Raw genomic sequence first — 15,231 nt, 5'->3', positions numbered from 1 at the left:
GTTCGCGACCCGCCTCGCCGGATCCTCCAACACGTTCAGCGAAGACCGCGGCCCGCTCGCCAGCGTGAACTTCGTGACCGCCCACGATGGATTCACCCTGCATGATCTCGTCTCCTACGACGTGAAGCACAACGAGGCGAACGGCGAGCATAACCGCGACGGCGCCGATATGAACCGCGCCTTCAACCACGGCGTCGAGGGCCCCACCGACGCCCCGGCGATCCTCGCCGCCCGCCGCAAGGCGATGCGGAACCTCTTGGGGACCCTTCTGCTCTCTGCAGGTATCCCGATGCTCACTGCCGGCGATGAAGTGGGCCGCACCCAGCGAGGCAACAACAACGCCTACGCTCAGGACTCCGTGCTCACCTGGCTCGGCTGGGAGTTCGAGCCGTGGCAAGAGGACCTGCGCGCCCACGTCTCGCGCCTGATCCGCCTTCGTCAGGAGAACCCCGCACTGCGCCCCAGCCGCTATGCGCGACTCGGCGAGCACATTCCCAATGCCTCGGTGATGGACTGGTACGACCAGAACGGCGAGACGATGGAACAGGAGCAATGGGCCGACCCCGGCAACAGAACGCTGCAGTACGTCGCCGCCTCCACGCCTGATACCGAGGCGCACAACCGCATCCTGCTCATCGTGCACGGAACCGAGTCCCCCGTCGATGTCCGTCTCCCCGAGGAGATCGATGGAGCGACGCGCTTCGTCTCGCTGTGGTCGAGCGCGCAGGAACGTCCCTCTGACGACGCCGCGGTCTTCGCACCCGGCGATGTCCTTCCGGTGTCCGGCACGTCGATGAGGCTTTTCCGCGTGGAATGAGTCCGGCGGCCGACGCACCATCCTGCGCGCTATCCGCCACCACGTCCGCGCGGTACATTCGGGAGGTGGCTGCTCGTGCTGGTACTCGGTCCTCGGCTCTTCGGAGCCCCGCTCAGATCCCGGCGCGCGCCGCGGACGGAGCAGATGCTCCCGGCTCGTTGCGGACGACGCGTATCCCGCTCCTCGAGCCTGCGCCCACCGTCCCTGGCGGGTTCACTCCGAAGGCCTTCGTCGGCGAGGTCGTCCCGTTCCGGGTGGTCGCGTTCCGAGAGGGGCACGACATCATCGGCGTGCATGTCCGCCTCACATCGCCCTCCGGCGAAGAGAGCCTGCATCGCCTCACGCCGCGCGATGACGGCACCGACACGTGGGGGGCGGAGATCGCGCTCGACGAGCAGGGCTCCTGGAGCTACCGGTTCGAAGCCTTCTCCGACGACTTCGCGACCTGGGCCCACGCCGCCGCGCTGAAGGTGGCGGCCGGCGTCGACGTCCCGGTCATGGCGGCGCTCGGCGCCGATCTCCTCACCACCGCCGCCGCTGAGAAGGATCGTCCTGCAGCGCAGCGGAGACGACTGGCCGCTGATGCCCTCTCGCTCCGCAACGGAGATGCCGCGACGACCATCGCCCTTTCGACGGATGCAGAGCTCGCACAGATCTTCCGAGAGCGTCCTGTCACGTCGCTGCGCTCCGTCACACTCCCCCAGATGCTGGACGTCGACCGGCGCGCCGCGGGTGTCGGCGCCTGGTACGAGTTCTTCCCGCGCTCCGAGGGCGCCAGACGCCTCAAGGACGGCACGGTCAGGAGCGGTACGTTCCGTACGGCGACACGACGGCTGCCCGAGGTCGCAGCCATGGGGTTCGACGTCGTCTACCTGGTCCCCATCCATCCGATCGGCACGACCAACCGCAAGGGCCGCAACAACACCCTCACGGCCGAACCGGGAGACCCGGGCTCCCCGTACGCGATCGGCGCAGCGGAGGGCGGACACGACGCCATCCATCCGGACCTCGGCTCGGCCCAGGATTTCCGCGCCTTCGTGCGTGCAGCCCGGAAGGAGGGCCTGGAAGTCGCTCTCGATCTCGCGCTGCAAGCCTCTCCCGACCACCCCTGGGTGCAGGAGCATCCTGAGTGGTTCACGACCCTCCCCGACGGGACGATCGCCTACGCCGAGAACCCGCCGAAGAAGTACCAGGACATCTACCCGCTCAACTTCGACAATGATCCCGCGGGCATCTACGCCGAGATGCTGCGCGTCGTGCAGCACTGGGTTGCGCAGGGCGTGAAGATCTTCCGCGTCGACAACCCGCACACCAAGCCGCTCCAGTTCTGGGAGTGGCTCATCGCCGAGGTGAATGCGGCCGACCCCGACGTCATCTTCCTGGCTGAGGCGTTCACACGCCCGGCGGTCATGCGCGCGCTCGCCGCCGTGGGCTTCCAGCAGAGCTACAGCTACTTCACGTGGCGCAACACGAAGGCGGAGCTCGAGGAGTTCCTGACGTCGGTGTCGCAGGAGACCTCCGACTACATGCGCCCGAACCTGTTCGTGAACACGCATGACATACTCACCGAGTACCTGCAGTTCGGCGGCAGGACGGCCTACCGTATCCGGGCCTGCATCGCGGCGACGGCCGGCCCCGTCTACGGCGTGTACGCCGGATACGAGCTGTTCGAGAACGTCGCCAGGCCCGGCTCGGAAGAGAACATCGACAACGAGAAGTACGAGTTCAAGTTCCGCGACTGGGCGGGAGCCGAAGCCAGAGGCGAATCGCTCGCCCCCCTCCTGCGCAGACTCAACGCTATCCGGGAGGCACACCCGGCGCTGCAGCAGCTTCGCAACTTCCGGGTGCACTGGAGCGACGACGATGCCGTCCTCGTCTACAGCAAGCACCTTGCTGCCGAGTTCACCGGTACCGGACGCCCGGACACCATCATCGTGGTCGCCAACGTCGATCCGCACTCGGTACGCGAGACGACCGTGCACCTCGACACGACGCAATGGGGAATCCCGCTGGGGGAAGCCTTCGAGGTGGAGGATCTCCTCACCGGAGCGATCTGGACCTGGAGCGACCACAACTACGTACGACTCGACGCGTTCGCCGAGCCGGTGCACATCCTGAAGGTGAGGGAGCGATCATGAGCTACACCGAAGACGTCGCGGCATCCACCGAGTGGGAGGCGATCTCAGCGGCCACGCATCACGATCCGCACGCGGTTCTCGGAGCGCACGCGCACAAGGATGCCGCTGATCGTACCGTCACCGTCATCCGGGCGAGACGCCCCCTCGCGGGTGCGGTCGCTGCCGTGTTCGCCGACGGGAGCAGGCTCGAACTCTCCCATGTGGCGCACGGCATCTGGGAAGCTCAGCACGACGGCCCTCCACTCCCGTATCGGATCGCGACGCGGTACGGCGATCACGAGGAGACGGTCGTCGGCGACCCCTACCGCCATCCCCCGACTCTGGGCGACCTCGACCTCCACCTCATCGCTGAGGGGCGTCACGAACGTCTCTGGGAGGTGCTGGGAGCACACGTGCGCACCTTCGACGGAGAGATCGGCGTCTCATTCGCCGTCTGGGCCCCGAATGCCTCAGCCGTGCGCGTGGTCGGTGACCACAACGGCTGGAACGGCGAGTCGCACGCCATGCGCTCGATGGGAGTCAGCGGCGTCTGGGAGCTCTTCGTCCCCGGGATCCCGATCGGCACCAGGTACAAGTATCAGATCCGCACCCGCGACGGCGCGTGGATCCTCAAGGCCGATCCGATGGCGCTCGCGGCGGAGGTGCCGCCGGACACAGCGTCCGTCGTGACCACCTCCTCCCACTCCTGGTCCGATGGCGCCTGGATGACCAGGAGGGCGGCCACCCATGCCGTCGCGCAACCGCTGTCGGTCTACGAGGTCCACGTCGGATCGTGGCGAGGTGGACTTGGCTATCGCGAGATCGCGGATCCGCTCATCCAGCACGTGACGGACGCGGGATTCACCCATGTCGAGTTCATGCCGCTCGCGGAGCACCCCTTCGGCGGATCCTGGGGATACCAGGTGAGCGGGTACTACGCCCCGACCAGTCGTTTCGGCAGCCCCGACGACCTCCGCTACCTCATCGACCGGCTGCACCAGGCAGGCATCGGCGTCATCATGGACTGGGTGCCGGGTCACTTCCCCAAGGACGCCTTCGCCCTCGCCCGCTTCGACGGACAGCCGCTCTACGAGCACCCCGATCCGCGACGGGGAGAGCACCAGGACTGGGGGACGCTGATCTTCGACTACGGCAGGCCGGAGGTACGGGGATTCCTCGTCGCCAACGCGCTCTACTGGCTCGAGGAGTTCCACGTCGACGGCCTTCGCGTTGACGCGGTCGCCTCCATGCTCTATCTCGACTACTCGCGCGAACCCGGCCAATGGGAGCCGAACATCCACGGCGGACGCGAGAACCTCGAGGCGATCCGCTTCCTGCAGGAGGTCAACGCCACCTCGTACCGGCTGCACCCGGGAATCCTGATGATCGCGGAGGAGTCGACCAGCTTCCCCGGGGTCACTGCTCCGACCGATCACGCGGGTCTGGGGTTCGGCTTCAAATGGAACATGGGGTGGATGAACGACTCGCTCCAGTACATCGCCCGCGACCCGATGTACCGCGGTCACCATGAAGGCGAGATGACCTTCTCCTTCGTGTACGCCTTCGGAGAGAACTACCTGCTTCCCATCAGTCACGACGAAGTCGTGCACGGCAAGGGCAGTCTGCTCGCCAAGATGCCGGGCGATCACTGGCACAAGCTCGCGAACGTCCGCGCGTATCTCGCCTACATGTGGGGTCATCCCGGCAAGAAGCTGCTCTTCATGGGGCAGGAATTCGGTCAGCTCGCCGAGTGGTCGGAGGGTCGGGAGCTGGACTGGTGGCTTCTCGACCAGCCCTCACACGCGCAGCTGCAGGACTTCGTCGGGGCGATGAACCGCTCCTACCGGGCGCAGGCGCCGCTGTGGGAGCGCGACAACGACGGCTCGTCGTTCAGCCGTCTCGGAGCGCCGAGCTGGGATCCCACGGTGATCGCCTTCGAACGACGTGACGCCCACGGGGGGCGCCTGGTCGTCGTCAGCAACTTCGCCGGCGTGGAACGCACGGGCTACCAGCTCAACCTGCCCCGCGAGGGCGTGTGGCAGGAGGTGCTCAACACGGATGCCGCCGACTACGGGGGCCGCGGATCGGGGAACCTCGGCCTGGTGTACGCGAAGCCGCTAGAAGGCGGCGCTCCTGTCGCGAGCCTGACGCTGCCTGCGCTGTCCACTCTGTGGCTGCGGTACCAGTCCGACCCACACGTGCCGACCGTCAACCACGGCTGAGACGCCCTGGCGCGTACGCGCCAGGGCCGAGAACGGTACCGGAGAACGTCGCCCTAGAAGAGCAGCGACGACAGTCGGTTGCGCGCCGACACCACTCGCGGATCCTCCGCGCCGATGAGTCCGAAGAGCTCGACAAGACGCTCCCTCACCGGAGTGCGCTGATCCGCCGGGAGCTGCGCGAACAGGTCGAGCAGCCTGCCGAAGGCGTCTTCCACGTGTCCCCCGGCGAGATCGAGGTCGGCCACGTCGAACTGCGCCTGGACATCGAGCGGGCCATCCGCTGCCGCAGCGCGCGCCGCCTGCAGATCGAGGCCCTGCACGCGGTCGAGGAGGCGCACCTGGCCGAGCCCCGCGATCGCGTCCGCGTCACGGGGGTTCTCCGCGAGCGCCTTCTCATAGGCCGTGATGGCCGCCGCGTAGTCCCCGAGCTCGATCGCTGCGAACGCCTCAGCGTGCAGCGGTGGAAGCTCCGGCTCTGCGGGGGGCGCCGGCTCTGCACCCTCCTCGGACACCGAGAGCGACCCGGTGACACCGTTCTGGGCCGCCACCTGGAGCAGCTGGGCGAACACATCGCGCACCTGCTGCTCGGGCACGGCACCCGTGAACATGGGCACGGGCTGCCCGGCGATCAGCGCGACCACCATCGGGATCGACTGCGCGCGGAAGCTCTGGGCGAGCTGGGGATTCGCATCGACGTCGACCTTGGCGAGCAGCACTCGTCCCCCGAGTTCGCGCGTCACCTTCTCGATGATCGGGCTCAGCTGCTTGCACGGACCACACCACTCCGCCCAGAGGTCGACGACCACGGGGACGGTCCGCGAGAGCTCGAGGATCTGTCCGAACGTCTCGTCGGTCGCATCGACGACGACATCGGCGACAGGCGGTGCGGAGGCCGCCTCGGTCGGAGTTGCCGGCCGGTTGCGGAGGCTCGACAGGTCCACGGCACCACGCAGGGCGGCGGGAGACATCTCACTCATTTGATCACCTTCACGGACAGGAGGTCCTGGTGGGCTGCCAGGAGCCGGATCTGCTCCGTCGATCCCTTGGCAGGGACCGAGAAGAACAGCTGGAACTCGTAGGTCGTCTCGACGCCCTTCGCCGACTCGGTCGCGTCGGTGAGCGCCTTCGCCTGCGCGTTGTCACCGAAGCGGATGGAGACGTCCTCGCCGGTCGGCGTCACTGTTTCCGTATCGGTGAGGGTGACGGCGACGATGGCTCCGCTGTCGAGAGTCGTCATCGAGATGGGGGCATCCTGCGTCGCGGCCATATCGAAGGCCGCCTTCGAGGTTTCGGCGGCGCCCTTGTCCGCGAGCGCCTGGACCACGGCCTGACGGCTGTCGGTGATCGACTTCGCGTAGGTGAGGGCGAGATCGTCGAACTTCCCGTACGACGCGCTCTGTTCCCCCTGATCGACGACGTCGGCGAACGTCGTGGCCAGATCGGCAGGAGGGATAGTGAGGAAGGCCGAGTCGGACGGCACGAGAGACGTGCCGAGCCAGGATGCAGCGACTTCCGGGAAGGCGGCGTCCGCAGACATCTCCGCCATGTGCGAAACCTTGTAGTTCGACCACGGGTCGGCCTGCGTCATCGTGAGCACGACGGGCGGCACGGTGTCGTCTCCCGTCTTCGACAGCATCAGGACGGTGCGAGGCCACTGGTCGGTCGCCTCGGGAAGCACGACCTCCACGTCGTCGGTCGGGATGGCGGCGGGCGGCACCGTCTCCGGGATCTTCGTCCGCAACGCGTACTCCGTCGTCCTGGTCGCGAGTGCGGGTCCTTCGAAGCGCGTCGCGAGCAGATCGAGATCGAGGGCTGCGTCGGCCTCACTCACGGTGCCGGCGAGAGATTTGAGGATGCGCTTGGCCTGAGCTTCGGTGACCGCCGGCGGCTTCTGGTTCTCCGGTGCGACCACCGTGGGGCTCGGCGAGGGGGTCGGCGAGGCGTCGCCCAGCTGCGGCCAGGAGTCGGACGAGCAACCGGCTGCGAGTATGGCTGTGAGCCCGAGCGCGGGGATCACGAGAAGACGGCGCCGACGACGAACGGTCCCGGCTCGCATCGATGTCTTGGAGCCGGGGTCTTTACCCTCGTCCACGATCTCGGCCTCCTCCGCATCGTCGTCCTGCCGTGGACTCGACTCCGCGGGGGCCGTCGCCGTGGCGGACTCGCTGTCTTCGATCGCCGCGCGCTCCGCGGGCGGAAGCGTGGCGAGGTCGATGGGCTCGGTGATCGGTAGCGGACCGGGTCCCTTGCGACGCGGACCACGGCCCCGACGCTGATGCCGGATGGCCAGGACGTAGAGGATGAGGCCGAGCAGCAGCATGACCCCACCCGCGACCATGAGCGGTCCGGCCCACGGGGTCGAGTTGTCGAGCGGCCAGGACACCACGATGTCATCGGGAGCGTCGGCGGTCCCGTCATAGGCGACGAGCAGACTCGTGCCTTCGGGAAGCTGCATGTTCTCCGCGGTGAGGCGATCCTCCTTGACGAAGGAGTCGAGCCAGAGGTCGGAGCCGCGCGGGTCACGGCCCGTCGGAGCGCCTTCTGACGGATCGGCCTGTCCGTCGCTCGGAGCATCGGTGGACGTGTCGGTCTCGGAGTCGGAGGCGGCGATGTGCTTGACGGCCAGATCGCCGTCCTCCTTCATCGTGACCTGGTTGTAGTCGGAGTCCGCGAGCCAGGCCTCCATGTCGGCTGTGCGACCGTAGCTGCCGAAGATCTCGCCCTGCCCACGGACGATCAGTGTCTGGGCACCGGGATTCGCTCGAAGAACATCGCCGTCGATGAGAACGAACGGTGCCGGTTCACTGATCTCGACCTGGGTCTTCTGAGTGGAGGGGCCCATGAAGATGGTGCGCTGAGCAATCCCTGCACCGATCAGTACGGCAGCCAGCACGAAGGCCACCACGGCCCATACGAAACGCACGAATAGTCTCCTCACGCATCACGGACCTCTGTCCGCGACGCAACACTCGACATTTCAGACTAGCGAAATCAGCTGTGTGTTGCCCACGAGCAGACGCAGTGACCGCTGGACCGGCACGTCGTCCGCGCCGACGAAGCGCGTCTGGATAATCTTGCGGGAGCCGTCCCGAGGAGTCTCCGATGAAGATCCACAATCCCTTCCGCACCGCCCTGGTGGCGACGCTCGGCGTGGGGTTGGGGATCCTGCTGATCAACAGCGTGCAGAATCTCTCCACCGTGCTGCTCTATCTCGGCACCGCCCTGTTCCTGAGTCTCGGACTCGACCCGCTCGTCTCGTTCCTCGAACGCCGACGGCTCCCCCGCTGGGCGGCCGTGTTGGTGACGATCCTCGCGGTGCTCGGCGTCTTCGTGAGCATCGTGCTCATCGTCCTCCCGGTCCTGGTGGACCAGATCTCCCAGCTGGTCGCCCAGATCTCGGCGATCGTCCAGCGCGGGAATCTGATACCCGACCTCAAAGAGTGGATACAGGACGCCTTCCCGAACCTTCTCGTCGACGATGTCTTCACGTACGTCACCAACTGGTTGACGAGCAACCTCGCCGAGATCGGCGGATCCATCGGTCAGGGCGTGCTCGTTGCCAGCGGCGCTGTGCTGGGCGGTCTGTTCGGAGCGTTCATCGTCCTGATCCTGACGATCTACTTGACGGCATCGACGCCGTCGCTCAAGCGCGCTGTCTACCAGCTCGCGCCCGCGTCGAAGCGCGATCGATTCATCGACCTGTCGGAGCAGATCACCGACTCGGTCGGCTATTACGTCATGGGCCAGGTATCGCAGGGTGTGCTCAACGGTGTGCTCAGCGCGATCTACCTCTCGATCATCGATGCGCCCTTCCCCGCCGTCCTGGCCGTGATCGCCTTCTTCTTCTCGCTGATCCCGCTCGTCGGCACGCTCACCGGCTCGACGATCATCGTGCTGGTATGTCTCATCCCCGGACTCGGCTCCCCGGCGACCGCCATCGCCGCCGCGATCTACTACCTGATCTACATGCAGATCGAGGCGTACATCATCTCGCCTCGCATCATGAGCCGCGCCGTATCGGTGCCCGGTGCCGTGGTCGTGGTGGCGGCCCTCGCCGGTGGAAGCCTGCTCGGCCTCCTCGGCGCTCTGATCGCGATCCCCGTGGCCGCGAGCATCCTGATCATCTACCGCCAGGTGCTCATCCCTCGGATGAACGAGCTCTGACGTCGAGGCCGTCGGCCTCTCAGTCGTCGGCGGGCCAGTGGGTGGCGAGAGGCAATGCGGAGGGGTTGACCGCCGCGACGATCTCGGTGAGCACGCGCCGCGTCTGCGTCTCGCCCACCCAGAGATGCTTGCCGCCCTTCACCGCGATGAGCGTGGCGTGCGGAATCGAGGCGAAGCGGTCCTTTGCCTCGGCCGGACGCAGATAGTCGTCGAGTTCCGGCACCAGGACCACGACGGTGCGGTCGGTCGACGCCCAGGCGGCGACCTCTTCCGGCGTGGCGCGGTGCAGCGGCGGCGAGAGAAGGATGATGCCTTCGATGTCGTGCTCCCGGCCGTACTTCAGAGCGAGCTCCGTGCCGAAGGACCATCCGAGCAGCCAGGGGCGCGGTAGAGCGCGCTCGCGGACGAAGTCCATCGCGGCGGCCACGTCGAACTGTTCAGCGGCTCCCCCGTCGAAACTCCCGTCGCTGGTCCCTCGTGGGGATGTGGTGCCTCGCGTGTTGAACCTCAGAACGGCCAGGTCTGCGAGGGCGGGCAGCCGTGCGGCCGCCTTCCGGATGATGTGCGAGTCCATGAAGCCGCCGGCGGTCGGCAGGGGATGCAACGTCACGAGCGTCGCGACCGGTGGTGCATCCTCGGGCTGAGAGAGCTCCCCGACGAGGGTGAGGCCGTCCGCCGTGATCAGTTCGATGTCCTCGCGTCGTGCGGGCAACTCCAGCGGTCCACGGATCTCGATGGTCATGCAAGCCTCCAACAGTGCGTGTGCCAGTGCCGACGGGCCGCCAGGTCAGCGGCGTCCCCGAGTACCCCGTCCGCACGCCAGGCGACGAGATGAGCTGTCCCGGCGACGATGCCCCGGCCGCAGCCGGGGCACACGTACTCCTTCTGCGCCTGCGCGGCCGACACCGGTTGAACGGTCCACTCGCTGCCACGTCGAGTCTCGGTGCGCTTCCAGCCGGCGAGGAGACGATCGAATGAGTCCTCGGATTCAGGGCGCGCCGAAGGGCGTCTGCGAGAGCGGGGCATCGTGCCTGCTCACCACCAGTGGTTGTTGACCCAGAAGTTGTAGGCGCCGGCCCAGCTGCCGTAGCGGCCGGTCGCGTAGCCCGTCGCCCAGCGGAGGTTGTCGACCGGGTTGTAGCCGTTGCCGGGAACCTTGCTGCAGGGCAGAGCCTGCACCAGTCCACATGCCCCTGACGACTTGTTCGTGGCGTTGGGGTTCCAGCCGCTCTCACGCGATACGACGTAGTCGACGTACTGCCAGTCGCTCTGCGCGATACCGGCGGCGGCCATCCACTCCGCAGGAGCCCCACCACCCGTGTACGGAGGAAGCGCGCCGCGGGATGAACCGCCGGACGACCCGGTCTTGGGCGCTGCAGCAACCGTGGGGACGGGAGCCGGTTTCGGCTTCACGTACACTTCGAAGCCTCCGCGCACGACCGGCGCGATCTCGGCACCTTCGACGGTGACGGTGAGGTTCTGCGTGTCAGCGAGCGCGAGCGAATACGCCGAGTCCGGCGACTCCTCCGGTGCCGGCGCGGCCAGTGCCACCCCGGTCGGAGCGACGAGCGCGCCGGCGAAGCCGACGACCGCGAGGGCGCTGAAGACGCCGACGACGCCGCGGCTCCGAGACCAGCGACGGGTGCCCGTGCGCGCCGAACCGGCCTTCGCTGCGGGCACAGGCGAACGGTCGTTTCTGTCTAGAGTCATGTCGTTTCGGGAGTTCACGATGAGGGACAGTCTACGCAAGGTCGCCTGAATCGACCATCAGGAACCTCAACGAACCGCGAGGATGACGTCGATCGTGGCGTCGAGAAGGGCATCCACCTGCTCCTCGCGGTATCCGCCGCGCTGCATCCGGAAGGCTGCGGACCGCAGCTGCTCGGCGGTCAGGGCGTCCCCGTCACGCAGGTAACGAACGATGCGGGTCGACACGTGGTCGACCTCGTCGAGACGATAGCCGAAAGTAAGCACCCCGGTGCGGGCGAAACGATGCCGACGGGGGCGAGCCAGGTGATCCAAGATGACCTGCGCGTCCTCCCGTGCCCGCTCGACCCAGGCTCCGGCCCCCTGTGCGCGCACCACTCGCTCGCGTTCCCGCGCGGCGAAGGCATCTTCGACGCGTCCGAGTGCAGCATCGACATCGGCGACCACGTAGCCGTTCTTGACCAGAGGGAACGAGGCCGTCCGCACATCCTCCGCGCTGAGGTCAGCGCCGCCCTCTTCGAAGGCGCGGCGGGCCGAGGCGAGGAACGTGTCGACGGCTGCACGGTGGTATCCGCGCACGCGTCCGGAGGTGAGGGCGAACGCCGCGGGCGCCTGCGTGGGCTGTTCGTCCAACTGATCTTCGGTCATCACAGAGCCACCCAAGGAGAGAAGAGGAAGTAGAGACACAGAGCGGGGATGGTGGAGGGAAGGATGCTGTCGAGTCGATCGAGCAGCCCGCCGTGACCCGGCAACCAGGAACTCATGTCCTTGATGCCGAGGTCGCGCTTCAGCATGGATTCACCCAGGTCGCCGAGCGTCGCTGAGAGCAGGATCGAGACACCGAACACGAGGCCGCACCACCACGGCAGCTCCAGGAGGAAGATCGCCAGCAGCACGCCAGCGGCGATGGACGCGGCGACCGCCCCTCCGAACCCTTCCCAGGTCTTCTTCGGACTGATCTTCGGCGCCATGGGGTGTCGGCCGAAGGCCAGACCGGCGGCGTAGGCACCCGTGTCGGCGGCGACGGCGATCGCGATGAAGCTGAGCACCCACCACTCACCGCCCTCCTGCTTGAGCAGGATGAGCGCGATACCCGCGAGGAAGGGGACGTACACCTGGACGAAGCCGCTGATCACGGCGTCTGCGAGCACGTCGCCGTAAGTCCGTCCGTCCTTCTCCACCATCTGCGCGATGAGTCGCCAGACGATCACGAAGGCAACGGACACGAAGAGCATCACCCAGCAGAGCCACGGCTCCGCGAAGTATGCCGAAAGCACCAGGAAAGTGGCTGCGATCAGTTGGGGCACCACGTCGACTCGCCGCCCGGAACCCCGCAGGGCTCTCGAGAGCTCGTACACGCCCAGCAACGCGGCCGCGAGGGCGAACGGAACGAAGAGCACCTTGAGGAAGAGCAGGGAGCCGAGCAGCGCAGCTCCGAACGCGAGGCCGATCACCGTGGCGAGGATGAGATCCCGGCCGGTGCGCTCCTTGATGCGCTCGTTCGCCTGGTCGAGCTGGTCACGTGCGTGGGAGACGTGGCTGCCGAGCTCATCCCGCGCCGCCCGCCACTGCTCGCGGATGGCGTTGTGATCTGCCGTGTCCAGGGAGCTGATGTCCCCGACTGCGACGCGGTCCGCGGGGGCTGGAAGTGGCGGCCGAGGGGGTACCTCGGCACTGTCGAACGTGGGGAACGCCGCATCGACGAGCGGGACGCCTTCGGACGGGGTACCGTGATGCGCGTCTCGACGCGCGAACGGCTTGTCGTCGTCGGCATCTCGCGTTTCGTCAGACATCCCGACTACACCTCGAGGAGTTCTGCCTCTTTGCGCTTCAGCGCGTCATCGATGAGATCGACATGCTGGCGCGTCAGAACATCGAGCTCCTTCTCACCGCGAGCGATCTCATCCTCGCCGAGCTCGCTCTTGAGCGCGTCCAGCTCATCCTTGGCCTTGCGGCGGATGCCACGGACGTGGACCTTCGCGTCCTCTGCCTTGGTCTTGACGAGCTTGACGTACTCCTTGCGCCGCTCGGCGGTGAGCTCCGGCATTGTCACACGCACCAGGTTGCCGTCGTTCGTGGGATTCGCACCGAGGTTCGGCATGTCGCGGATGGCCTGCTCGATCGCCTTCAGAGCGGACTTGTCGTACGGCGTGATGATGAGCGTCCGCGCCTCCTGGTTCGCCAGGGACGCGAGCTGCGCGATCGGCGTGGGAGTGCCGTAGTAGTCCACGAGCACCTTCTGGAACATCTGCGGGTTCGCACGACCGGTGCGCACCGTGGAGAAGTCCTCCTTGGCAGCTTCGACCGCCCGGTTCATGCGAGTGGTGGTTTCAGCGAGGACGTCCGCGATCACGGTGACTCCTATCGTCGGGGTGTTCTGCAAATTCTATCGGGCGAAGTCGTCTCCGCCCGTCGCACACTCAGGTGGTGACCAGCGTGCCGATCGGGTCTCCGAGCAGAGCGCGGGTGACGTTGCCCGCCGGCTCCATGCCGAAGACCCGCATGTTCATGTTGTTGTCCATGCAGAGACTGAACGCTGTCGAATCGACCACCTTCAGGCCCCGCTGCAGTGCGTCGCTGTAGGTGACCCGCTCGATTCGCTCGGCGTCGGCGTGCTTGTTCGGATCCGCGGTGTAGATGGCATCGACGCCGTTCTTGGCGACGAGGACCTCCTCCGCACCGATCTCCAGCGCACGCTGAGCCGCGACCGTGTCGGTCGAGAAGTACGGAAGACCCGCGCCGGCTCCGAAGATCACGACGCGCCCCTTCTCGAGGTGACGCTCAGCCCGACGCGGGATGTAGGGCTCCGCGACCTGAGTCATCGAGATCGCCGACTGCACGCGCGTGGCGGCACCGGCCTGCTCGAGGAAGTCCTGCAACGCAAGTGCGTTCATGACCGTGCCGAGCATTCCCATGTAATCGGCGCGTCCACGGTCCATGCCGCGCTGGCTCAGCTCGGCTCCGCGGAAGAAGTTCCCTCCCCCGACGACGATCGCCACCTCGACGCGGTCGACGGCAGCGGCGATGTCGCGCGCGATCTGGCTGACGACATCCGGGTTGACGCCCAGCTGTCCAGCGCCGAAGGCCTCTCCGGAGAGCTTGAGAAGGACGCGGCGGCGTCCGGTGCGTTCAGTCATGGGTGGGTGTCCTCTCGTCCCGATTCAAGATAGTGCCTCGTGGGCATGAAGAAGGGGTTCGGATCATGACGATCCGAACCCCTTCGACGTTGCTACGCGCCGACCTTGAAGCGCGCGAAGTCCGTGACGGTGATACCGGCGTCCTTCGCCACCTGGGCGACAGAGAGCTTGTTGTCCTTGGCGTAGTCCTGTTCGAGCAGGGCGACCTGCTTGATGAACGCGGAGACGCGGCCTTCGACGATCTTCGGGAGAGCCGCTTCCGGCTTGCCCTCGTTGCGGGAGATCTCGGTGACGATCTCGCGCTCCTTCTCGACAGCGTCCGCCGGGACGTCCTCGCGGGACAGGTACGACGGGTTGGCGAAGGAGATGTGCTGAGCGATGCTGCGCGCGGTCTCGGCGTCGTCACCCGTGTAGGCGACGACGACGCCGATCTGCGGCGGCAGGTCCTTGCTCGTGCGGTGCAGGTAGACCTCGACCTTGTCGCCGGAGATCGTGCGCACTCGACGCAGCTCGACCTTCTCGCCGATGATCGCAGCCTCTTCGGAGATGACCTGCTCGACGCTCTTGTCGCCGGCGGATGCAGCCAGGGCGGCGTCGACCGAGTCGGCCTTCACCGCGGCAGCGGCGTCGGCGACCTTGTCGGCCAGCGCGATGAAGCGCTCGTTCTTCGCGACGAAGTCCGTCTCGCACGCGAGCTCGATGAGCGTCACGGCGCCATCCTGCTCGCGAGCGACGATGAGTCCCTCGCTGGTCGAACGGTCAGCGCGCTTCGCGTTGCCCTTCGCACCCTTGAGACGCAGGATCTCGGTGGCCTTCGCGACGTCTCCGTCGGCCTCCTCGAGCGCCTTCTTGGTGTCGACCATTCCGGTGCCGAGCTGCTCGCGCAGCGCCTTCAGGTCAGCGATGGTGAAGTTGGCCATGTGTGGTGGCTCCTTGCTTCGTTAGGTGTGTGTACGAGGGATTACTTGGCGTCAGCGGCTTCGGCGGCGGCGACCTCAGCGGTCTCCTCACCGGAAGCGGCGGCGATCGCCTCGTCGTGTGCCTCTGCACCGGCCTCGTCGGCGGCG

General features: G+C 66.9%; 13 protein-coding genes and 1 pseudogene. 4 read left to right on the top strand and 10 right to left on the bottom strand.

Annotated features, from left to right (window positions below; genetic code table 11):
• The 3 genes and pseudogenes from AX744_RS17910 to glgB all read left to right on the top strand — a co-directional run.
• Window positions 1–817, top strand: a pseudogene (locus AX744_RS17910) (glycogen debranching enzyme); the annotation flags it as partial.
• Window positions 818–882: 65 nt separating this feature from the next.
• A complete protein-coding gene (locus AX744_RS17905; RefSeq protein WP_231728851.1) occupies window positions 883–2,955 on the top strand; it encodes an alpha-1,4-glucan--maltose-1-phosphate maltosyltransferase in 2,073 nt (690 codons plus the stop codon).
• Window positions 2,952–5,156: a 1,4-alpha-glucan branching protein GlgB gene (gene glgB / locus AX744_RS17900; RefSeq protein WP_061018454.1), complete on the top strand. Its 2,205-nt coding sequence runs from the start codon at window positions 2,952–2,954 to the stop codon at window positions 5,154–5,156. Before AX744_RS17905 ends, glgB begins: the two co-directional genes overlap by 4 nt.
• A 53-nt stretch (window positions 5,157–5,209) precedes the next feature.
• Here the strand turns inward: glgB and AX744_RS17895 are convergent, their stop codons facing one another.
• Together AX744_RS17895 and AX744_RS17890 are read right to left on the bottom strand one after the other, a co-directional pair.
• A complete protein-coding gene (locus AX744_RS17895) occupies window positions 5,210–6,133 on the bottom strand; it encodes a tetratricopeptide repeat protein (RefSeq protein ID WP_061018450.1) in 924 nt (307 codons plus the stop codon).
• Complete coding sequence (locus tag AX744_RS17890; protein ID WP_061018448.1) at window positions 6,130–8,079, bottom strand: hypothetical protein; 1,950 nt, start codon at window positions 8,077–8,079, stop codon at window positions 6,130–6,132. Before AX744_RS17890 ends, AX744_RS17895 begins: the two co-directional genes overlap by 4 nt.
• 179 nt (window positions 8,080–8,258) lie before the next feature.
• Here AX744_RS17890 and AX744_RS17885 point away from each other — a divergent pair, with 179 nt between their 5' ends.
• Window positions 8,259–9,320 (top strand): AI-2E family transporter, encoded by a 1,062-nt coding sequence (locus AX744_RS17885; protein WP_046747060.1) that lies wholly within the window; start codon window positions 8,259–8,261, stop codon window positions 9,318–9,320.
• A 19-nt stretch (window positions 9,321–9,339) separates the two neighbouring features.
• On the opposite strand, the gene AX744_RS17880 is transcribed toward AX744_RS17885, so the two are convergent.
• The 8 genes from AX744_RS17880 to tsf form a co-directional block, all read right to left on the bottom strand.
• Window positions 9,340–10,062 carry an alpha/beta hydrolase gene (locus AX744_RS17880; protein WP_061018446.1) on the bottom strand — a complete coding sequence of 241 codons (723 nt, stop codon included), beginning with the start codon at window positions 10,060–10,062 and terminating at the stop codon, window positions 9,340–9,342.
• Window positions 10,059–10,346 (bottom strand): hypothetical protein, encoded by a 288-nt coding sequence (locus AX744_RS21110; RefSeq protein WP_082108564.1) that lies wholly within the window; start codon window positions 10,344–10,346, stop codon window positions 10,059–10,061. The genes AX744_RS17880 and AX744_RS21110 overlap by 4 nt, the downstream gene beginning before the upstream one ends.
• A 9-nt stretch (window positions 10,347–10,355) precedes the next feature.
• Entirely contained in the window at window positions 10,356–11,000 is a 645-nt protein-coding gene (locus AX744_RS17870) for a transglycosylase SLT domain-containing protein (RefSeq protein WP_046747097.1), read from the bottom strand.
• Between the two features lie 96 nt (window positions 11,001–11,096).
• Entirely contained in the window at window positions 11,097–11,675 is a 579-nt protein-coding gene (locus AX744_RS17865) for a DivIVA domain-containing protein (protein ID WP_058630616.1), read from the bottom strand.
• Window positions 11,675–12,820 carry a phosphatidate cytidylyltransferase gene (locus AX744_RS17860; protein WP_061018443.1) on the bottom strand — a complete coding sequence of 382 codons (1,146 nt, stop codon included), beginning with the start codon at window positions 12,818–12,820 and terminating at the stop codon, window positions 11,675–11,677. Before AX744_RS17860 ends, AX744_RS17865 begins: the two co-directional genes overlap by 1 nt.
• A 5-nt stretch (window positions 12,821–12,825) precedes the next feature.
• Window positions 12,826–13,380, bottom strand: a complete 555-nt coding sequence (gene frr / locus AX744_RS17855) for a ribosome recycling factor (RefSeq protein WP_017830710.1) — start codon at window positions 13,378–13,380, stop codon at window positions 12,826–12,828.
• Window positions 13,381–13,447: 67 nt separating this feature from the next.
• Window positions 13,448–14,164 carry a UMP kinase gene (gene pyrH, locus AX744_RS17850; RefSeq protein ID WP_046747064.1) on the bottom strand — a complete coding sequence of 239 codons (717 nt, stop codon included), beginning with the start codon at window positions 14,162–14,164 and terminating at the stop codon, window positions 13,448–13,450.
• A 92-nt stretch (window positions 14,165–14,256) separates the two neighbouring features.
• A complete protein-coding gene (tsf, locus tag AX744_RS17845; protein ID WP_045265219.1) occupies window positions 14,257–15,084 on the bottom strand; it encodes a translation elongation factor Ts in 828 nt (275 codons plus the stop codon).
• Between the last annotated feature and the right edge of the window lie 147 nt (window positions 15,085–15,231).

The organism is Microbacterium sp. CCH5-D1 (genome assembly GCF_001557335.1).
GTDB classification, from domain to species: domain Bacteria; phylum Actinomycetota; class Actinomycetes; order Actinomycetales; family Microbacteriaceae; genus Microbacterium; species Microbacterium oxydans.
This window is presented reverse-complemented; position numbering and strand designations above follow the sequence as displayed.

Bases quoted from the DNA above. Each gene is read 5' to 3' on its own strand.
- AX744_RS21110 (WP_082108564.1), bottom strand. From the start codon at position 10,346: ATGCCCCGCTCTCGCAGACGCCCTTCGGCGCGCCCTGAATCCGAGGAC.
- AX744_RS17885 (WP_046747060.1), top strand. From the start codon at position 8,259: ATGAAGATCCACAATCCCTTCCGCACCGCCCTGGTGGCGACGCTCGGC.
- AX744_RS17865 (WP_058630616.1), bottom strand. From the start codon at position 11,675: ATGACCGAAGATCAGTTGGACGAACAGCCCACGCAGGCGCCCGCGGCG.
- AX744_RS17895 (WP_061018450.1), bottom strand. From the start codon at position 6,133: ATGAGTGAGATGTCTCCCGCCGCCCTGCGTGGTGCCGTGGACCTGTCG.
- AX744_RS17880 (WP_061018446.1), bottom strand. From the start codon at position 10,062: ATGACCATCGAGATCCGTGGACCGCTGGAGTTGCCCGCACGACGCGAG.
- AX744_RS17860 (WP_061018443.1), bottom strand. From the start codon at position 12,820: ATGTCTGACGAAACGCGAGATGCCGACGACGACAAGCCGTTCGCGCGT.
- tsf (WP_045265219.1), bottom strand. From the start codon at position 15,084: ATGGCCAACTTCACCATCGCTGACCTGAAGGCGCTGCGCGAGCAGCTC.
- pyrH (WP_046747064.1), bottom strand. From the start codon at position 14,164: ATGACTGAACGCACCGGACGCCGCCGCGTCCTTCTCAAGCTCTCCGGA.
- glgB (WP_061018454.1), top strand. From the start codon at position 2,952: ATGAGCTACACCGAAGACGTCGCGGCATCCACCGAGTGGGAGGCGATC.